This is a genomic window from Salipiger sp. ABN3_019 (assembly GCF_056158605.1).
The window spans coordinates 1738071-1757117 of record NZ_JBSWTP010000009.1; the positions used below are offsets into that span (position 1 = coordinate 1738071).

A 19047-nucleotide genomic window follows, 5' to 3' on the forward strand; every position below is an offset into this window, starting at 1 on the left:
CTCAGGGAGTGTAGAGGGCGCCGTGCGGAAGGCGATCCCTCAGCCAGCGATCCACCGGCACCGCGAGGCTGGTTTGCGCATTGGTGGCGCTCACGACGCCGATGATGCGCCAGATCCCGTCGTTTTGCGTCAGTACCGGGCCGCCGGAATTGCCGTGCCGCACCGGGCACGACAGGCGCAGCAGCGCATGGTCGAGTGCACCGCCGCAGTCAAAGCGCGCCGAAAGCCGGTTGGGCCGCAGATCGTGATAGCCGATCACCGCAAAGGGCGGCGCGGGCGCATCGCCTGATGTGCCGCCCAGCGTCAGCGGCGTCACCTCCAGCGGACGCGCGAGGGAGAGCAGGGCAAGGTCATGCTCGATGTCGATACGGTGGCCCGCATAGGCCTGCGGATGCACTTCATAAGAGGCCACGGCGGCGTGATCGGCATAGTCCCCACCCAGCCAGCCTGCGACGAAATGCAGCCGCTCGGGCCGCAGCGGGTCGCCCTCGGCCCCGGCGACGCAATGGGCGGCGGTCAGCACCAGATCGGGCGCGACGAGCGTGCCCGAACACATGCCGCGCCGGTTGTAACCCTTGGTATTGACCCGCCCGATCGCCTGCCACTGCGCATGGTCCTCGGGCGGCAAGGGCGGAAGGTCCGCCGCAGCGGCGGGCAGGGCGAGGAGCAGGAGGGCGAGGGTCGGGACCAGAAGCCCTCCCGTCGACGTACCGAACATGACCGAAATCCGCATCCTTCTGAGGCCCTCGTGCAATCTCTTGGGCCAACCTAGGGGCAGGCTTCCCCAGCGTCCATCACGCACACGTGTGCGCATGCCCCGTGCATCCTTTGTGCATGCGGTGTGACCGCTGCCATCGCGCCTTGCATCGGCGGAGGATCGCACATAGGTTCCGGCCAAATTTTGCGGGGGGTGTCCCCCAACATACACCAAGAGGAGCCCGCCCATGGATGGCAGCGCAATTGCCCAGTTCGTTCCCCTGATCCTGATCTTCGGTATCATGTACTTCCTGCTGATCCGTCCCCAGCAGAAGAAGGTCAAAGAGCACCAGAAGATGGTGAACGCCCTGCGCCGCGGCGACCAGATCGTCACCCAGGGTGGCCTGATCGGCAAGGTGTCCAAGGTCAAGGAAGGCGGCGAAGTCGAGGTCGAGATCGCCGAGGGTGTGAAGGTCCGCGTGGTGCAGAGCACCGTCGCTCAGGTCCTGTCGAAGACCGAGCCCGCCAAATCCTGATCCCAACGCGAAAGCGCCCACAACAATGCTTCAGATCGATCTTTGGAAACGCCTGACAATCTGGGCGCTTGTGATCGTAGGGCTGGCCTTGGCCAGCCCTAACCTGTTCTATAACAGGGTAGAATCCCACAACGACGCGGTTGCCGCGATCGAGAAATCCGGTGCCACGCCCGAGCGTGAAGAGGCCGCGGCCAGCTGGCCGAACTGGCTGCCCTCGGGGCTGGTGAACCTCGGTCTCGACCTGCGCGGCGGCGCTCACCTGCTGGCCGAGGTCAAGCTGGATGAGGTTTACGCCTCGCGGCTCGAAACCCTCTGGCCGGACGTGCGTGACATCCTGCGCCCCGAGCGCAGCACCGTCGGCACCATCCGCCTGCAGCCCTCCGAGCCGGGCGAGCTGCGCGTGCGCATCTCCAACCCCGACGGCATGGCCAGCGCGCTGGAGCTGGTGCGCGGCCTTGCACGCCCTGTGACCTCGCTCACCGGCGCGGGCGCCAACGATCTGCAGGTCGCGGGCGATGGCGACGAGATCGTGGTGACGCTTTCGGACGCCGAGAAACAGGCCACCGACGAGCGCACCATGCAGCAGTCGCTGGAGATCATCCGCCGCCGTATCGACGAGGTCGGCACGCGTGAGCCGACGATCCAGCGTCAGGGCAATGACCGCATCCTGATCCAGGTGCCGGGCGTCGGCTCGGCTGCAGAGCTCAAGGACATCATCGGCACCACCGCGCAGCTGACCTTCCAGCCGGTCGTCAGCCGCACCACCAATGCCGACACCACCCCCGGCGTCGGCAACGAGCTGCTGCCGTCGATGGATGAAGAGGGCGTCTATTATGTGCTCGAGCAGGCCCCCGTCGTCACCGGCGAGGAACTGACCGACAGCCAGCCCAGCTTTGACCAGAACGGCCGCCCGGCGGTGACCTTCCGCTTCAACCCCGGCGGCGCGCGCAAGTTCGGTGATTACACAGCCGAGAACATCGGCTCGCCTTTCGCCATCGTGCTCGATGACGAGGTGATCTCGGCCCCGGTGATCCAGAGCCACATTCCCGGCGGCTCGGGCATTATCACCGGCAACTTCAGCGTCGAGGAATCCACCAATCTCGCCGTGCTGCTGCGCGCCGGTGCGCTGCCTGCGGGGCTCGACTTCCTCGAAGAGCGGACCATCGGGCCGGAACTGGGGCAGGACAGCATCGACGCGGGCAAGCTCGCCACCGGTGTCGCCTTTGTCGCGGTGCTAGGCTTCATGTGGGCCAGCTACGGTCTGTTTGGCCTCTTCGCCAACGTCGCGCTGATCATCAACATCGGCCTGATCTTCGGCCTGCTGTCGACCATCGGCGCCACGCTGACGCTGCCCGGCATCGCCGGCATCGTGCTGACCGTGGGTATGGCGGTGGACGCCAACGTGCTGATCTTCGAGCGTATCCGCGAGGAACTGAAGACCGCGCGCGGCCCGGCCCGTGCCATCGAGCTTGGCTATGAAAAGGCGCTTTCGGCCATCGTCGACGCCAACATCACCACCATCATCACGGCGATCATCCTCTATGTCATGGGCTCGGGTCCGGTGCGCGGTTTCGCCATCACCCTCGGCCTCGGCATCGTCACCTCGGTCTTCACCGCGATCTATGTCACCCGGCTGCTGATCGCGATGTGGTTCGAACGTCGCCGTCCCAAAACCATCGAGGTCTGAGCCATGCGTCTTCGCGTCATTCCCGACAATACGAGCTTTGACTTCTTCAAGCACTGGAAGCTGTGGCTGGGCATTTCGGGCGTTCTGCTCGTGCTCGCGCTGGCCAGCTTCGGCATCCGCGGCCTGAACTACGGCATCGACTTCCGCGGCGGCACCACCATCCGGACCCAAAGCACGGAGGCGGTCGACGTCGGCGCGTACCGTGACGCGCTCGGCGCGCTGGGGCTGGGGGATGTGGTGATCTCCGAGGTGTTCGATCCCTCCTTCGGGCCGGATCAGAACGTCGCCATGGTGCGCATTCAGGCGCAGAACGATGTGGAATCGGTGACCCCGGAAACCATCGCCACCGTCGAGGCGGCGCTGCAGGGGGTCGCGCCGGACATCAAGTTCGTCTCGGTGGAATCCGTTGGCCCGAAGGTTTCGGGCGAACTGATCTGGACCGCGGTCGAGGCCGTGGCTCTGGCGATCGGCGCGGTGCTGATCTACATCTGGCTGCGGTTCGAATGGCAGTTCGCCGCCGGGGCCGTGCTGGCGCTGGTGCACGACGTGATCCTGACGATCGGGGTCTTCTCGGAACTGCAGATCAAGTTCGACCTGACCACCATCGCAGCGCTGCTGACCATCGTCGGCTACTCGCTCAACGATACGGTGGTGGTCTTTGACCGGGTGCGTGAGAACCTGATCAAATACAAGAAGACCGAGCTCAAGGACGTGCTGAACCTATCGATCAACGAGACGCTCAGCCGGACTTTCATGACCTCCTTCACCACGTTGCTGGCGCTCTTCGCGCTGTTTGCTCTGGGCGGTGACGTGATCCGCGGATTCGTCTTCGCGATGATCTGGGGCGTCTTTGTCGGCACCTATTCGTCGGTGTTCATCGCCTCGGCGCTGCTGCTGTGGTTCGGCGTCAAACGCGACTGGTCAAAGCCCGAGGCCGAGGTCGAAGCCAAGAAATCCGGGACCAGCGTCTGAGGCGCAAAGTTCCATTCTGGTATGGAAGGGGGCCGCATCGTCGGCCCCTTTTTTCGTTTGCTCGCCGGGGGATGCCGCGGAGATGATCACGCATTGTGCAACGCTCAGGGAAACGCAGTGTTGCGGGCCTAGACTTTAGGTTAGCGCCTTGGGTCCTTGGCATAGGCGCGCTAGTGTCAAACCCCATACACAAGGGCGCCCGCCTCTCCGGCGAGGGCGCCGATGCTGCTGTGCGGCAAAATTCGTTTGATTCTTCACCGATGTGTCATAAAGTGCGGCCACGCGGCTAGGCCAGGCGTCGTATGTTGACGTGGGAGGGGTGTACCGCGTCTTGGCCTGCGCGTTCATGGAAGTGCGGTCCGCGGCGGATCGCCTGTGTGGGACTAGGGGAAGAACCATGCGGATGAACGAAATCAACTTTAGCGATGCCATGCCTGTCGAGGGCTATGGCCCGGGCTTCTTTCGTATCGGCGGTCGGCCCGTCGATGGCGGCGTCTGCATCTCGCCGCAGGGCATGAAGTCCTGGGCGGGGCTCTCGGACGAAGAGACGCTGGTCGCGCTCGCGGGCGAGGTCGATGTGATCTTTGTCGGCACCGGCGGCGATATCGCCCTGCTGCCCAAGGCGCTTTCGGCCCGGCTCGAAGAGGCCGGTGTCGGCGTCGAAGTGATGAACTCTCCCTCTGCCTGCCGCACCTACAACGTGCTGCTGGGTGAGGGGCGCCGGGTTGCGCTGGCCGCGCTGCCCGTCTGACGACGACCCATCCCAGCCAGTCCGTGGCGTCATCCCCAAAGGATGACCAGACCGGACCAGCCATTTTCCTGCAACAGCTTGTCGCGGCGCGGCTTTCGCGCTTTCCCGAACCTCATCACTGAGGTAAGCGAAAGCATGGACCTATCTGTACGCGATCTGGCCGTGGCCCGGGGAGGGGTGCCGGTGCTGGAGGGGCTGAGATTTACGCTCGCCCCCGGACGTGCCTTGGTTTTGCGCGGGCCCAATGGCTCGGGCAAGACAACGCTTCTGCGCAGCATCGCGGGGCTGCAGCCCGCGTTCAGCGGCACGATCGAAGGCGCGGGCGAGCGCGTCGCCTATGCCGCCCATTCCGACGGTCTCAAATCCATGCTGACGGTGGCTGAGAACCTGCGCTTCTGGGCGCAGGTCTTTGCGCAATCCGACATCGAGCCGGCGCTTGACGCCTTTGATCTGCGCGGGCTGGAAGACCGGCCCGCGGGCACGCTCTCGGCGGGGCAAAAGCGCCGCTTGGGCCTCGCGCGGCTGATGGTCACTGGCCGTCCGGTCTGGGTGCTGGACGAGCCCACCGTGTCGCTTGATGCCGCCTCGGTGGCGCGGTTTGCCGACGCGGTGCGCGGACATCTCTCGGGCGGCGGCTCGGCGCTGATGGCCACGCATATCGATCTGGGGCTAGACGAGGCAGAGATCCTCGACGTCACCCCGTTCAAGGCGGCGCCGCGCGTCTCCATAGAGGACGAGGCCTTCCTGTGATCGCGCTACTTCTACGGGACCTGCGGTTGGCGGTGCGGGCAGGGGGCGGCTTTGGCCTCGGCCTTGCGTTCTTCCTGATCGTCACGGTCCTCATTCCCTTCGGCGTCGGCCCCGAGACCGGGCTCTTGTCGCGCATCGCGCCCGGCGTGCTGTGGATCGGCGCGCTGCTGGCCTGCCTGCTGTCGCTCGACCGGATCTTTGCGCTCGACTGGGAGGATGGCTCGCTCGACCTGCTGGCCACCGCGCCGCTGCCGATGGAGGGGATCGTCACCATCAAGGCGCTGGCGCATTGGATCACCACCGGCCTGCCGCTGGTGCTTGCCGCGCCCGCGCTCGGCGTGCTGCTGAGCCTGCCGCCCTCGGGCTATCTTTGGGTGCTGGTCTCGCTGGCGCTCGGCACACCGGCGCTGTCGGTCATCGGCACTTTTGGGGCGGCGCTGACCGTGGGGCTGAAGCGTGGCGGGCTGCTGCTGTCGATCCTCGTGTTGCCGCTCTATGTGCCGACGCTGATCTTCGGCGCCGAAGTGGCGCGGCGCGGCGCCGAGGGGCTGGCGGTGCAAACGCCGCTGCTGATGCTTGCGGGGATCAGCTTTGGCACGCTGGCGCTGCTGCCCTTCGCCAGCGCGGCGGTGCTGCGCATCAATCTGCGCTGACGCGCCACAGCCGAGCGGCGGGCGCCAGAGATTGCGCTTGCCGAATATTTGAAGTGTAACGGGGCGTGAGCTGCGCTAGGGGAGGCCCATGTCGATCTGGGAATACGCCAATCCGGTAAAATTCATCCGCACCACGGACCGCATCCTGCCATGGGTGTCGGCCGGGGCGGTGCTCTGCCTCGCGGCGGGGCTGGTCTGGGGCTATTTCTTCACGCCCGACGATTACCGGCAGGGCGCGACGGTGAAGATCATCTATCTGCATGTGCCCTCGGCGCTGATGGCGATCAACGCGTGGATCATGATGCTGGTCGCCTCGCTGATCTGGATCATCCGGCGCCACCACGTCTCGGCGCTGGCGGCCCGCGCCGCCGCCCCGGTGGGCGCGGTGTTCACGGTGATCGCGCTGGCCACCGGCGCGCTCTGGGGGCAGCCGATGTGGGGCACATGGTGGGCGTGGGATCCGCGTCTGACCTCCTTCCTGATCCTGTTCCTCTTCTACCTCGGCTATATGGCGCTGTGGTCGGCGATCGAGAATGACGACACCGCCGCCGATCTCACCTCGATCCTCTGTCTCGTCGGCTCGGTCTTCGCGCTGCTGTCGCGCTATGCGGTGCTGTTCTGGAACCAAGGGCTGCATCAGGGCGCCTCGCTGTCCATGGACAAGGAAGAGAACGTGGCCGATGTCTTCTGGTATCCGCTGCTGGTCTGCATCGCGGGCTTCGTGCTGCTCTTCGTGGCGCTGATCTTCCTGCGCACCCAGACGGAAATTCGCGCCCGCCGGTCGCGCGCGCTGCTGGCGCGGGAGGGGCGCACATGATGCCTGATTTGGGAAAATACGCCTTCGCGGTTCTGGCGTCCTATGGCGTCAGCCTCGGGCTGATCATCGTGGTTGTGGCGCTGAGCATCGCCCGCGCGCGCAAGGTGCGCGCCGAACTGCAGAAAATCGAAGATCGGGTGAAACGGCATGGCTAAGATCTCGCCGCTGATGGTGATCCCGCCGGTGATCTTTGCCGCCTTCGCGGTGATGGCCTATTTCGGCATGCAGCGCGGCGATCCCAACACGCTGCCCTCGACCTTCCTCGGCAAGAGCGCCCCGGCGCTGCCCACGCAGACGCTCGAAGGCTTCCCCGAAGTGGCCGATGAGGCGCTGCGCTCGGGCGAGGTGACGGTGGTGAACTTCTGGGCCAGCTGGTGCCCGCCGTGCCGCGCCGAACATCCGGTGCTGCTGCATCTGGCCGAGCAGGGCGTGCGCATCGTTGGGGTGAACTACAAAGACAAGACCGGCGCCGCCTCGGGCTATCTCACCGAGGACGGCTCGCCCTTCATCGGCGTGCCGTTCGACCCGCAGGGCCGCGCCGCCATCGAATGGGGCGTCACCGGCCCGCCCGAGACCTTCATCCTGGGTGGCGACGGCACGGTGCTGCACAAGCACGTCGGCCCGCTCGCCGGCACGCTCTATACCGAAGATTTCCTGCCCGCGCTGGAGCAGGCTTTGGGCCGCGATCTCGAGCCCTGAGCGCGCGCAGGCGGCAGCCCCGGGCATCGAGTATTTTTGGAAAGATGAAAGGGCGCCTGAGGTGCTTAGCAGAGCGGGATTTGCAGCTTTGCAAGTCTTGGTCCAACGGGTGCTTTCATTGTTCCGCAAATACGCCCGCCGGAGGCGTCCGGCCCATGCCACGCGCAGGCTGATGCGGGCAGGGCGCGGATTTGCGTATTTGCAGAACGATGAAAGCTGGGGGCGGCGCCTTCCAGCCGGGGCGCCGAGGGTTCGGATGAAGGCTTGCGAGGCGGCGGCGCATGGGGCACAACGCATGAAAGTCTTTTGACAGGAAGAGGGGACGCACCCGATGAATCTCGCAATGAACCGGTCCGTTCTGGTGGACACTTTCGGCGCCCGTGAAGGCCTTGCGCTGCGCGCCAAACAGGCCGCGCTGGTCATCGCCGGTATCGCGCTATTGGCGATCGCCGCGAAGATCAAAGTGCCGGTGCCGGGCTCGCCGGTGGCCATCAGCATGGGCACTTTCGCCGTGCTCACCGTGGGCGCGGCCTATGGCGCACGGCTTGGCCTCGTGACCATGCTGGGCTGGATGATCATCGGCATGCTCGGCTTTGACGTGTTCCAGAGCTCCTCGGCCGATCTCAACGGCATCGAGTACATGATGGGCAGCACCGGCGGCTACCTCGTGGGCTACCTGATGGCCACCGTTCTGCTCGGCACGCTGGCGCGCCGCGGCTGGGACCGCACCGCGCCGAAGATGGCCGCGGCCATGCTGCTGGGCAACGTCGTGCTTTACGTGCCCGGCCTGATCTGGCTCGGCATGCTCTATGGCTGGGACAAGCCGATCCTCGAGTGGGGCCTGACGCCCTTCCTCTTCGGCGATGCGGTGAAGCTGGCGCTGGCCGCGCTGCTGCTGCCGGCGCTGTGGAAGCTGGTGGGCCGCGCCCGCGGCTGAGCCTTGCTCCGAGCCAAGTGACAGAACGCGGCGCAGATATCTGCGCCGCGTTTTCTTTTGCCCGATCCGTCGCACGAGGGGCCCGATGACTGACCTGCCTTGGACTATGCCGCTGCGCGACGCGCGGGATCGCGAGAACCTCGGCGCCGTGGCGGCGCTGCTGCGGCGCGTGCCGCAGCCCTATGGGCGCGATCCGGCCCAGGATCATATCACCGGCTCGGGTTTCGTGGTCTCGCCCTGCGGCGGCTTCACGCTGCTCCTCCATCACGCCAAGCTGAACCGCTGGCTGCAGCCGGGCGGCCATTGCGATGGCGATCCAGATGTCGCGGCGGTCGCCGCGCGCGAGATTTTCGAGGAGACCGGATTGGCGGCGCGGCAGCTCTCCGGCCAGTTCTCAGGCCAGCTTTTCGACATTGATATTCACCAGATCCCGGCCCGGCGCTCAGAGCCTACGCATTTCCATTACGATCTGCGCTTCCTGTTCGAGGCTGACCCAGCGATCCCCTTGCGGCGCAACGCGGAATTGCATGACCTTCGCTGGGTGGCGCTGGACGATCTTCCGCGCTACGCGCCGCAGCCTTCGGTCTGTGTGCTGCGTGAGAAACTGCCCCTCTGGAGGGCCGAGAGCGGAGACTGAGCGCGATGATCCTGCAGGCGCAGATTCCCTATGACCTGAGCCAGATGAAGCCGCTGCCGGGCATCGCCCCGCTCGATCCGGCGGACTGGCTGCAGGTCGATGACGCTTTCGCGCCGCAGATGGAAGAGCGCGCGCGCCTGCTGCGCGAGCTGCGCGAGACGGTGCTGGGGATCGAGCCTGAGGCGATGCCCGCGGCGCAGGAATTGCTGGAGGTGGTGCTGGCGCATTTGCCGGGCGGCTATACGCGCGACGGCGAGCAGGTGACGCGTCCTGACGGGGTGGTGGTGAAACTGGATCGGGGCGATCCCATGGGCACGCTTGGCGTTCTGGTGCAGGAGGACCTGTGCCTGCTGCAAAAGCGCGGCGACGAGCACGTGCTGACCGGGGCGGTGCTGTGCTTTCCGGCGGGCTGGCGGCTGGCGGAGAAGATCTCGCGTCCGCTCAGCATCATCCATGTGCCGATCCCCGAATATGACGACAATATCGGGCGGCGCGTGCAGCGCCTGTTCGACGGGGTTCAGCCCGGGCGGCCGCTGATGCGGGTCAACCGGCTGTTTCATGACGATCCGCTGCTGCATCAGCCGGTGCCCCGGCGCAGCAACAATGACCGGGCCGCGCCGGAGACGGCGCCTTACCTGCGCTCGGAACGGCAATGCCTCTTGCGCCTGCCCGAAACCCGTGCCGTGGTGTTTTCGATCCACACCTATGTGGTGCGGCGCGGGCCAGAGACGCTCTAGGACGCGGGGCTGCTTACGGAGCGGTCCGCAGATCGCCGCCGCGGACGCCGCCCACCACGGAGAGCACCAGCGCGGCGGGAAAGCTCAGCACGGCCATCGCGCCTGTGGTCACCCAACCATTCACCGGCTTCGGCGCGGCGAGGGTCTCCGGCTGCGGAGCGGTTGCCGCCAGGCTGGAGCCTGCGCTGGCGTGGCCATCCATGGCGGTGCGGATGCTTTCGGTCAGCGCACGCTCTTCGGCGCTATCAAGCGCGGTGAAGCGTTTGCGGAGTTCGCGCTGGGATTGCGCGGGCAGTGCTTCGGGGGTGAGCCTTGTGCCGGGCGAGAGCCATTCGATCTCGGTGGCGCCGCTGAGCGCCGAAAGGGTGCGCACGGCTTCGAGCAGCAGGGCAATGGCGCGGGCGCCCTGAGCGATGCCGCCGTCACGGCTGAGAACACGTACGACCAGACGTCTGCCCCGACCGCCGCGCGGCTCAAACTGGCTCAGACACAGGCCCAGACGGTCGCCCATCAGCGCGAGGCGGCGGCGCGAGATTCGCAGCGGGCGGCCAGAGCCATTGTCATGCTGGAGAAGTGCTTTGCCCGCCGCCTTGAGCAGTTCGAACAGATCGGGTTTGCCAGCATCGAGCGGCAGGTGAAGAGCTGCGTAGGGGGCTTTGCCCGTCATTGTCGTTTTCCTTCTGGAACGCCTTTGACGGAAAATTTGCGCGGCAAATGGGGAGAAATTCAGGCGGGAAATTGCCCAGGGGTGGGCAAGTGCTCACAGCCTTGCCCGTCCCGCGTTTGCAGAAATGTAAATCAGCCGACTCTTTGCGCCACGAGCGAGATCGCCTGCTGGTAGACCGTCGCGGCGTTCCACTCGTTCAGGACGCGGAAATTGGCGGTGCCTTCGCTGAACGGCTGCCCCGGCTGCCAGCCTTTCTGGCGCAGGAAATTGGCGGTCGAGGCCAGCGCGTCGAATTGGTTGTAGAAATCGACGCGGCCATCGCCATTGCCATCGACGCCATAGCGCAGCGCGTTGCCGGGCAGGAACTGGGTATGGCCAAGTTCGCCATGGGCGGCGCCTTGCTGGCTGGGCGAGAGCATCCCGCGATCCACCATCTGCAGCGCCGCGATGGCATGCGGGGTGAAGAAGGACGCCCGGCGGCAGTCATAGGCGACCGTGGTGATCGACGAGACCACCGGCACATTGCCCATGGTGCGGCCAAAGCCGGTTTCCATTCCGTGGATCGCCAGAAGGATCCCGGCGGGCACGCCGTAGCGCTGCTCGAGCGAGCGGAAGAACTGCGGGTTCTGGTCGCGGCGCTTGCGCACCTGCGCGGCAAAGCCGTCAAGCGAGCCGAGGCGGATGCGGATGAACTCGTCGAGCGGGTATTTCACGCCCTTCTGGCTGCGGTCGACCTTGATGGTGTAGCTGGAATAGGGGGCGCTCATCAGCGCGTCGATGCCGCGCTGGCCGACACCGGCGCGTTGCGCCTCGGCGGCGAACTCGCGTTTCCACGCGTCAAACCCGGCGGCGGAATTGCCGCAAGTGGCCGCGATGGCGGATCCGGCGGACAGGGACAGCGTGGCGGCTGCGAGGAACTTCAGAAAGGTGCGGCGCATCTTGGGACTCCGAACAAACGTCTTTGGTTGAAATAGGTAGTTCGCCGCCCGGGGTTCGGAAAGGGAAGAGACAGCCGCGGGTGCTGCGCGGCGGGTCTCCGCTGCTTCACGGTGCGGCAGATACGGCGCACGATCGGGCCAATTCGGCCCCGTGCGGCGGCGGCGCGGGGCTCAGATCGAGGCGATTTCCATGGCGCGGGTGATGATCATCACCACCAGAACGAGCAGGGCCGCGATGGCAAGGCCAAGCATGGTGTTGCGCTGCAGCCGGCGGCGGCGGTCCCGCGGCGTCTCGGCGTCAGCAAAGCTGCCGGACAGGGTCGAAAGCGGCTGCGCGTCGCCGTGGCTCGCGAAGCTGTCGAAGCGGTCGGTGAAATTTTCGTTCATTCTGAAATTCCTCTGAGGCGTGAGGTCGAAATTCCCTCATGGGTGAGCCTCGGGGAGCAATCTGGATTTTACAGGGCAGGATCACGGCATGAAAAAGGCGCCCTGAAGGGCGCCTTTTCCGAGGTCTCCGCGGTGCGGGATCAGCAGCTGTAGTACAGCGCGAATTCCACGGGGTGCGGGGTCATTTCGTAGGCTTCCAGCTCTTCCATCTTCAGAGCGATGTAGCCTTCGACCTGGCTCTTGGTGAACACGTCGCCAGCCAGCAGGAAGTCCATGTCGGCTTCCAGCTCGGTGAGCGCTTCACGCAGCGAGCCGCAGACGGTCGGGATCTCTGCGAGCTCTTCCGGCGGAAGGTCGTAGAGGTTCTTGTCCATGGCTTCGCCCGGATCGATCTTGTTCTTGATGCCGTCGAGGCCGGCCATCAGGAGCGCCGAGAAGCACAGGTAGGGGTTTGCCGCGGGGTCGGGGAAGCGAGCTTCCACACGCTTTGCCTTCGGCAATTCGGTCCACGGAATACGGACGCAGCCCGAGCGGTTGCGAGCCGAGTAGGCGCGCAGAACGGGGGCTTCGAAGCCCGGAACCAGACGCTTGTAGGAGTTGGTCGCCGGGTTGGTGAAGGCGTTCAGGGCCTTCGCGTGCTTCAGGATGCCGCCGATGAAGTACAGCGCTTCCTGCGACAGGTCCGCGTATTTGTCGCCTGCGAAGAGCGGCTTGCCGTCCTTCCAGATCGACATGTTCACGTGCATGCCCGAGCCGTTGTCACCCTTGATCGGCTTCGGCATGAAGGTTGCCGAACGGCCATAGGCCTGTGCCACGTTGTGGATGACGTATTTGTACTTCTGCAGCTCGTCGGCCTGCTTGGTCAGCGTGCCGAAGATCAGGCCCAGCTCGTGCTGCGAGGTCGCAACTTCGTGGTGGTGCTTGTCGACCTTCATGCCGAGGCGCTTCATGGTCGACAGCATCTCGGAGCGGATGTCCTGGCCGTCGTCCGACGGGTTCACCGGGAAGTAGCCGCCCTTGTAGGTCGGACGGTGGCCCAGGTTGCCCATCTCGAAGTCAGCGTCGGTGTTCCACGCGCCGTGGTCCGCATCGACCTCTGCCGAGATTTTGTTCGGGGTGACCGAGTATTTCACGTCGTCGAACAGGAAGAATTCAGCTTCCGGGCCGAAGAACGCCGAGTCGCCGATGCCCGAGGAGATCAGGTAGGCTTCTGCTTTGGCTGCGGTGCCGCGCGGGTCGCGGTCGTAGGCTTCGCCGGTGTCGGGTTCGACGACCGAGCAGTGCAGGCAGAGCGTCTTCTCGGCGTAGAACGGGTCGATGTAGGCGCTTTCGGTGTCGGGCATGAGCTTCATGTCGGAAGCTTCGATCGACTTCCAGCCGGCGATGGACGAGCCGTCGAACATGAAACCTTCATCGAGGAAATCTTCGTCGACGAGATCGGCGACGACGGTCACGTGCTGGAGCTTGCCGCGCGGGTCGGTAAAGCGGATGTCGACGTATGCGACGTCCTCATCCTTAATAAGCTTGAGAACTGCGTCCTTGCTCATTCCCTTCTTCCCTTTCTGTACTTGGGTCCGAATTTTTCGGGTGATTGGCTGCTCCGGCGCCGCAAGGGCGCGCGGAGCGCGGTCGTTCGGGTCCGTGGCTCAGAGAGCGTCGGAGCCGGATTCGCCGGTGCGGATGCGGATTGCCTGTTCGACAGGGCTGACGAAAATCTTGCCGTCGCCGATCTTGTCGGTCTTGGCGGCTGTGATGATCGCCTCGACTGCGGCATCCACCTGATCGTCGTCGAGAACCACTTCGATTTTCACCTTAGGAAGAAAATCAACCACATACTCCGCGCCCCGGTAGAGCTCGGTGTGGCCTTTCTGACGACCGAAGCCTTTGACTTCGAGCACAGAGAGGCCCTGAATGCCCGCGTCTTGCAAGGCTTCCTTTACCTCGTCGAGCTTGAAGGGCTTGATGATCGCCTCGACCTTCTTCATGGCCTGTCTCCTCGTGATCCCGTGTCGGACCCTGCCAGAACACTTCTCATCGGCGTCGACAATCGGATAGGCTGCCGTGGCAGGGAAATATGAGGCGATTTTTGGCATGTGGTTACATTTTGCGCAAGTCGCCGTTTAAGTGAGCAGTTTGAAAACTTGAGGATCCGAGCAATGTCAGCACTCCTGACCAGTGCGCAGATGCGTGCCGCCGAGCAGGCTGCGATCCAAAGCGGGGCAGTAAGCGGCGCCGAATTGATGGAGCGTGCGGGCGCCGGTGTGGTGGCCGCGATCGGGCGCCGCTGGCTCGAGACCGAGCTTGAGACGCAGCGGGCGATTGTGCTCTGCGGACCGGGCAACAATGGCGGCGACGGTTTTGTCATCGCGCGGATGCTGCATGGCGCGGGCTGGGACGTAGAGGTGTTCTTGCTGGGCGATGCCGAGCGCCTGCCGCCCGATGCGGCGCTGAATCACCGGCGCTGGTGCGAGCTGGGACCGGTGCGACCGCTCACAGAGGCGCCGCTGCTGAGCGGCGGGCAGGGCGTGCTGATCGACGCGCTTTTTGGCACCGGTCTGACGCGGGGGCTCGGCCCCGAGATCGCGGAGGCGCTGGCGCGCTTCGAGGCGCCGGAGTTTCAGGACTGGCAGCGCGTGGCGGTGGATGTGCCCTCGGGGCTTTGCGCGGATTCGGGGCGCGTTCTGACCAGCGGCGAGGGGCCGGGTGCGGTGCTCCGCGCCGATCTGACGGTGACCTTCCACAGTGCGAAACCGGGGCATTTCCTTGCCGAGGGGCCGGGCAATTGCGGGGCGCTCGACGTGGTGGACATTGGTCTGGAGGATACGCCCTGCGCGGGTGCGGCGCAGCTTGTGACCGGGCCGAGCGTCGCCTTGACCAAGAGCGCGGGGCATAAGTTCGGCTACGGCCATGCGCTGGTGCTGAGCGGCGGTTTCGGCAGGACGGGCGCGGCCCGGCTTGCGGCGCGCGCGGCGCTGCGTATCGGCGCGGGTCTGGTGACGCTCGGCGCGCCCGGCAGCGCGCAGATGGAGGTGGCCTCGCAGATCACCGCTCTCATGCTGCGCCGCATTGAAGAGGCCGAGGATCTGACGGCGATGCTCGAAGACAGGCGGCTCAATGCGCTTTGTCTCGGGCCGGGGCTTGGCATCGACAGGGCGCGCGCGCTGGTGCCCGCGGCGCTGATGGCCGGGCGGGCGACGGTGCTGGACGCCGATGCGCTCAGCGCCTTTGCCGAGGCGCCGGAGGTGCTCTTTTCCTGCCTGCACCAAAGCTGCGTGCTGACGCCGCACGGCGGCGAGTTCGCGCGGCTCTTCCCCGATATCGCCGCGGGGCTGTCCGCGCCCGCGACCAACGGACCGGCGCTCTCAAAGCTCGACGCGGCGCGCGCTGCGGCGGCGCGCGCGGGCTGCACGGTGCTGCTGAAGGGCGCCGACACGGTGATCGCGGCACCGGACGGGGCGGCGTCGGTCCATGCGGCGGTCTATGGCCGCGCGGCGCCATGGCTCGCCACGGCGGGCGCGGGAGATGTGCTGGCGGGGCTGATCTGCGGGCTGATGGCGCGCGGCGCGGAGCCGATGCAGGCCGCCGAAACAGCGGCCTTCCTACATGTGGAGGCGGCGCGCAGATTCGGCCCCGGCCTCATCGCCGCAGATCTGCCCGAGGTGCTGCCGCAGGTGCTTGCCGAGTTTGCTGCGTAGGTGCCACGCCTCGGCGGGGGGCGCTCACGCGGGCAGGGGCACCGGATCGGCCGAGGCCAGCTCCAGCCCGTCACCATAGAGGATATGCGGCTGATCGAAGCTGAGCGCCACGAGCGTGGCCGAGCGATGGCCTAAGGCGCGCACGAAATGGCCATCCTCGATGCGGCTCAGCGGCACCAGCGCCTGACTGGCCCCAAACAGCGCCGAGGCGCGCCAGCCGCGCATGAGAATCTCCTGATCGGCGGGCAGCACCGTGTCGCCCTCTGGGCGCGAATTGCCCAGCGACCCGGCCTTGATCGCCACCATGGCGACCGCGCGCCGGAAATGGCGGACCCGGCGCAGAATGACGACGCCTCTGTCGCGGGTGATGACCCGGTCGCCCGGAGAGAGATATTCCGCCGGCAAGGCGCCATCGAGGGTCAGCACCGTAGTGCCAGCCACAAGCGCGTTCAGCCTGCACGAAGAATTGATATGGCGCGCGGGAAGAGCCCCGTCGTCGCGCCGGACCGTTTTCGGTTCCATGGGCGCTGTCCTGCTTTATCACTGCCTCGTTTTGCCAGACCCTACGTCAATGGCAGATTAAAGTCGCGCGTTTTCTGGAAGGTGATTTTTCCTCTCGCCTCGCCTGTGGCTCTTTGCTAGAGATCCGCCCGATCCGGGCGCTTTGTGCGCCCGTGTGCGGGTGTGGCGGAATTGGTAGACGCACCAGATTTAGGTTCTGGCGCCTTTGGCGTGGGGGTTCGAGTCCCTTCACCCGCACCATTTTGAAAATAAAGCATAAAATCATAGATTTTCACTCAGGAAGTCGCGTGGTCAGCACACGGTTTCGCATTCCGTTTCGCATTTTCTCTAGATGTTCTCTATTCGTTCTAATTTGAGTTGTGGCAGAAGACGGAATGTTGTCTCTTCGTCCACAAGGAAAAGTCTAGAACAGCGTTGCTTTCCTCGTTGTGGGCCCGCAAAACGCTGGGACCAGAGAGCGTTGGGCTGCGGCTCGTTCTGCTCGATCTAGGGGAATTAGTTTTGGGGAAGGTCAAAATTTGCGTTCGGAAGACACCGTAAAAACGTTCTTGAGTAGACACGGTTGGAATGCGGTAAGCCTTATTGTGGGTTTAATCGGCGTACTTTTTGCAGCGTACACGTACTACAAAAGCAACGATCCCCAGGTATACTTTGAGGTCACTGAGAACGAGAGTGTTCTGGATGTGCGTGAGAAGCTTCCTGAACTAGATGTTTTTTACTTGGGTAGGGATATTGAGGACAGCGGCGAAACGATCTCTGTAATATCGGTAAAATTGTCGAACATCGGCAGTCGAGCGGTAACAGTTTCAGATTTCGATCCGCACTCATTGCTGACTCTTTCTGTCGACCCCGGAGAAATACTGCGTGTCGAAGTGTCACGTGCCAGTAGCGAGTACTTGAGTAGGGATAGGTTTAAAGATTTTGACAAATCATCGGTCACTTTTAATCCGTTCATTCTGGAAGAAAGTGAGTGGCTTTCTGTCAAATTCATAGTCATGCATAAGTTCTCCGATGAGATTAGCATCTCAGTGAATGGAAAGATTGCCAATCAGAGGGAGATTTTTGTCTCCACGGAGATGCCGGGTGAAGTGGATCAAGGGTTCCTATCTTCTGCCTTCTCTGGCTACTGGTTAATTCAGGTAGTTAGAATCGCTGTATATTTTCTCTCAGGGCTCGCGATACTGATCTCGGTGATTTCGAGTGCGGTGTGGATTAAATCTGCTTGGTCTTCCGTGCAAAGGCGAAAGATTGCTAAGAAATTCATGCTTCTGAATCCTCAGAGTTTCGAGGATTCCGATCTATTGGTTTTTGATATGTACGTACGCGGTGGTATTGGGGTTCTGACAGAATTCTATGAGGGGATTCAGGATAAATTGTCCCTGAATAGGGAGTATAGTTCATGGAAGGCGAATGAGGATTTTTATACTGCTGTTAGTAGGGGCGACTTCGGCGAAAAGAATAAAAGAAAATATATGGAAAAAGTGAAGGAGGGTGGTAAGAATGGTCGTTTGCCCGCCGATCTGCATTTTGGATACTCTGTAACGAGAACGCCGGAATTCCAAGATTTGCTTTCGTCTGACTTCTTCGAAAGAAGTACAGGTGAATGGCGTGTCGCCCCGGGCAAGATTGCGTTGGTAGATGATTTTCTGAGATTTGCGAGGGCTCGTGAGGCCTGAAGATAACCGATATCGGGCGACCATTTCTTCGCGTTTGCGGAGGATTACTTAATTTTTGGCGAATCACGCAGCTCTTGAGCTCTTTTCGATTGACGCTTTTGATCAGCACGGGCGCGATACTTCTGGACCATGGCTAGCGTTCGATGCCCGGTCACAGCTTGAATTTGGGCATCGCTGCAGCCCGCCTCGGCCAGCTGCACTGCGGCGGTGTAGCGCCAACCATGCGGAACCAGTCTATCCCCACCGCGCATCACGCCGATCTCTTCCCTGACGGTCTCCACCGCGGCTTGCACCTGGCGCTTCCCAAGCGGCTGAGTGAGGTTCTTCGCGAGAATGTAGGCGCCGCGCTGCGGGAGCGCCTCAAGATATGCGCGTAGGCGGGCAGGGCAGTAGACCCAGACCTTCTCACCGGTCTTCTCCTGCACCACGGCCATGAACTCTCCGTCGAAGTCGGCCCACATCATCTTGACGCAATCGCCGAGGCGCTGGCCTGTGCCGATGCCGAGCTCGTAGGCAGTGCGCGCGGTGTCCTGTCCATCGCAAGCGTTCTCGAAGGCGCGCAGTTTCGCCTCCGGCCAAGGCTCATACTCGCCGCCGGACAGCTTCTCGATGTCGGTGACCGGGTTGCGCTCGATCCACTCCAGATCGACGGCATGGCGGCAGAGCACCGACAGCACGGCAATCCGCTCATTGGCCTTCGACCAAGTGTCCTGCAGCGCGTCCCGAGCAGCGAGCGCGTGCTTCCGGCGGAAGGTGCGCATGTCCTTGTTGCCGTTCTTCTCACGGATGGCTTCGCAGTGGCGCCGGTAGTTCGCCTGCGAGCCCTTGGACAGCGTTTTGAAGGCCGGGCTGCCGTAGTAGCTGATGATCAGCGCATTCCACGTCGTCTTGACCGGTTTCCGCCGCTGCCCGTTCCGCGTAGCCCAATACTCGATCGCGAATTCCTCGCTGTCGGGATTGTCCGGCATCCGCCGACGGACCTTGCCCTTCCGGAAGTAGATGTATTCCCGTCCCTTGACGGTCTTGAATTCGAGGTAGGGCAGGTTAGGGCGTTTCATGTCTCGAAATCGTCTCCATCTTCGACGTTGGCGCCGGTCAGTACAGCGCGCAGGGTGTCGACCGGCCAGCGCCTTACCTTTGGCGCCAGCTGCACCGGCCGCGGGAGGGCGCCAGCGTCTACCAGCTGTGTGAATTCCGCCAAGGGCAGGGATAGCATGAACGCTGCTTCCTTATCGGTCACGGCGAGCTTCTCGCGTCTCGCTGCCATCACGGCCTCCTTTGGTAATATCT

Annotated in this window: 23 protein-coding genes and 1 tRNA gene; 15 read left to right on the forward strand and 9 right to left on the reverse strand. The window is 63.9% G+C overall.

Features of this window, described 5'->3' with window-relative positions:
* Position 1 precedes the first annotated feature (1 nt).
* Positions 2-718 carry a trypsin-like serine peptidase gene (locus tag ACXAD2_RS16500; RefSeq protein WP_475172000.1) on the reverse strand — a complete coding sequence of 239 codons (717 nt, stop codon included), beginning with the start codon at positions 716-718 and terminating at the stop codon, positions 2-4.
* A gap of 226 nt (positions 719-944) precedes the next feature.
* Here ACXAD2_RS16500 and yajC point away from each other — a divergent pair, with 226 nt between their 5' ends.
* From yajC to ACXAD2_RS16560, 12 genes are all read left to right on the forward strand, one after another.
* Complete coding sequence (yajC, locus tag ACXAD2_RS16505; protein ID WP_475172002.1) at positions 945-1232, forward strand: preprotein translocase subunit YajC; 288 nt, start codon at positions 945-947, stop codon at positions 1230-1232.
* A 25-nt stretch (positions 1233-1257) separates the two neighbouring features.
* On the forward strand, positions 1258-2919 hold the full coding sequence (secD, locus tag ACXAD2_RS16510) for a protein translocase subunit SecD (protein ID WP_475172004.1): 1662 nt from the start codon (positions 1258-1260) through the stop codon (positions 2917-2919).
* 3 nt (positions 2920-2922) lie between these two features.
* On the forward strand, positions 2923-3891 hold the full coding sequence (secF, locus tag ACXAD2_RS16515) for a protein translocase subunit SecF (protein ID WP_475172006.1): 969 nt from the start codon (positions 2923-2925) through the stop codon (positions 3889-3891).
* Positions 3892-4288: 397 nt separating this feature from the next.
* Positions 4289-4642, forward strand: coding sequence for an Mth938-like domain-containing protein (locus ACXAD2_RS16520; RefSeq protein WP_066105995.1), 354 nt, complete (start codon positions 4289-4291; stop codon positions 4640-4642).
* Between the two features lie 135 nt (positions 4643-4777).
* Positions 4778-5392, forward strand: coding sequence for a heme ABC exporter ATP-binding protein CcmA (ccmA, locus tag ACXAD2_RS16525; protein ID WP_475172007.1), 615 nt, complete (start codon positions 4778-4780; stop codon positions 5390-5392).
* Positions 5389-6045 (forward strand): heme exporter protein CcmB, encoded by a 657-nt coding sequence (gene ccmB, locus ACXAD2_RS16530; protein ID WP_066105998.1) that lies wholly within the window; start codon positions 5389-5391, stop codon positions 6043-6045. The genes ccmA and ccmB overlap by 4 nt, the downstream gene beginning before the upstream one ends.
* 88 nt (positions 6046-6133) lie before the next feature.
* Positions 6134-6862 (forward strand): heme ABC transporter permease, encoded by a 729-nt coding sequence (locus tag ACXAD2_RS16535; protein ID WP_475172008.1) that lies wholly within the window; start codon positions 6134-6136, stop codon positions 6860-6862.
* A complete protein-coding gene (ccmD, locus tag ACXAD2_RS16540; protein ID WP_193789490.1) occupies positions 6859-7017 on the forward strand; it encodes a heme exporter protein CcmD in 159 nt (52 codons plus the stop codon). Before ACXAD2_RS16535 ends, ccmD begins: the two co-directional genes overlap by 4 nt.
* The gene (locus ACXAD2_RS16545; RefSeq protein WP_475172010.1) at positions 7010-7561 is read left to right on the forward strand and encodes a DsbE family thiol:disulfide interchange protein; all 552 of its coding nucleotides are present in this window, start codon (positions 7010-7012) and stop codon (positions 7559-7561) included. Before ccmD ends, ACXAD2_RS16545 begins: the two co-directional genes overlap by 8 nt.
* 331 nt (positions 7562-7892) lie before the next feature.
* Positions 7893-8498, forward strand: a complete 606-nt coding sequence (locus ACXAD2_RS16550; protein ID WP_224899867.1) for a biotin transporter BioY — start codon at positions 7893-7895, stop codon at positions 8496-8498.
* An 85-nt stretch (positions 8499-8583) separates the two neighbouring features.
* Positions 8584-9135, forward strand: a complete 552-nt coding sequence (locus ACXAD2_RS16555; RefSeq protein ID WP_475172013.1) for an NUDIX hydrolase — start codon at positions 8584-8586, stop codon at positions 9133-9135.
* Positions 9136-9140: 5 nt separating this feature from the next.
* Complete coding sequence (locus tag ACXAD2_RS16560; protein ID WP_475172015.1) at positions 9141-9872, forward strand: heme-dependent oxidative N-demethylase family protein; 732 nt, start codon at positions 9141-9143, stop codon at positions 9870-9872.
* Between the two features lie 13 nt (positions 9873-9885).
* Here the strand turns inward: ACXAD2_RS16560 and ACXAD2_RS16565 are convergent, their stop codons facing one another.
* From ACXAD2_RS16565 to ACXAD2_RS16585, 5 genes are all read right to left on the reverse strand, one after another.
* Positions 9886-10539 carry a hypothetical protein gene (locus tag ACXAD2_RS16565; protein WP_475172016.1) on the reverse strand — a complete coding sequence of 218 codons (654 nt, stop codon included), beginning with the start codon at positions 10537-10539 and terminating at the stop codon, positions 9886-9888.
* A 131-nt stretch (positions 10540-10670) separates the two neighbouring features.
* On the reverse strand, positions 10671-11477 hold the full coding sequence (locus tag ACXAD2_RS16570; RefSeq protein ID WP_475172018.1) for a lytic murein transglycosylase: 807 nt from the start codon (positions 11475-11477) through the stop codon (positions 10671-10673).
* A gap of 171 nt (positions 11478-11648) precedes the next feature.
* Positions 11649-11864, reverse strand: a complete 216-nt coding sequence (locus ACXAD2_RS16575) for a hypothetical protein (protein WP_475172020.1) — start codon at positions 11862-11864, stop codon at positions 11649-11651.
* A 140-nt stretch (positions 11865-12004) separates the two neighbouring features.
* The gene (glnA, locus tag ACXAD2_RS16580) at positions 12005-13411 is read right to left on the reverse strand and encodes a type I glutamate--ammonia ligase (protein WP_475172022.1); all 1407 of its coding nucleotides are present in this window, start codon (positions 13409-13411) and stop codon (positions 12005-12007) included.
* Positions 13412-13510: 99 nt separating this feature from the next.
* Positions 13511-13849 carry a P-II family nitrogen regulator gene (locus ACXAD2_RS16585; RefSeq protein ID WP_066106028.1) on the reverse strand — a complete coding sequence of 113 codons (339 nt, stop codon included), beginning with the start codon at positions 13847-13849 and terminating at the stop codon, positions 13511-13513.
* Between the two features lie 171 nt (positions 13850-14020).
* Between ACXAD2_RS16585 and ACXAD2_RS16590 the strand changes: the two genes are divergently transcribed.
* A complete protein-coding gene (locus ACXAD2_RS16590) occupies positions 14021-15559 on the forward strand; it encodes an NAD(P)H-hydrate dehydratase (protein WP_475172024.1) in 1539 nt (512 codons plus the stop codon).
* Between the two features lie 24 nt (positions 15560-15583).
* Here the strand turns inward: ACXAD2_RS16590 and ACXAD2_RS16595 are convergent, their stop codons facing one another.
* Entirely contained in the window at positions 15584-16081 is a 498-nt protein-coding gene (locus tag ACXAD2_RS16595; RefSeq protein WP_475172025.1) for a Hint domain-containing protein, read from the reverse strand.
* Between the two features lie 156 nt (positions 16082-16237).
* Between ACXAD2_RS16595 and ACXAD2_RS16600 the strand changes: the two genes are divergently transcribed.
* Both ACXAD2_RS16600 and ACXAD2_RS16605 read left to right on the forward strand, forming a co-directional pair.
* Positions 16238-16321, forward strand: a tRNA-Leu gene (locus ACXAD2_RS16600).
* A gap of 278 nt (positions 16322-16599) precedes the next feature.
* Complete coding sequence (locus ACXAD2_RS16605) at positions 16600-17757, forward strand: hypothetical protein (RefSeq protein ID WP_475172026.1); 1158 nt, start codon at positions 16600-16602, stop codon at positions 17755-17757.
* A gap of 44 nt (positions 17758-17801) precedes the next feature.
* On the opposite strand, the gene ACXAD2_RS16610 is transcribed toward ACXAD2_RS16605, so the two are convergent.
* Entirely contained in the window at positions 17802-18815 is a 1014-nt protein-coding gene (locus ACXAD2_RS16610) for a site-specific integrase (protein ID WP_475172027.1), read from the reverse strand.
* Entirely contained in the window at positions 18812-19024 is a 213-nt protein-coding gene (locus ACXAD2_RS16615; RefSeq protein ID WP_475172029.1) for a hypothetical protein, read from the reverse strand. The genes ACXAD2_RS16610 and ACXAD2_RS16615 overlap by 4 nt, the downstream gene beginning before the upstream one ends.
* Positions 19025-19047 lie beyond the last annotated feature (23 nt).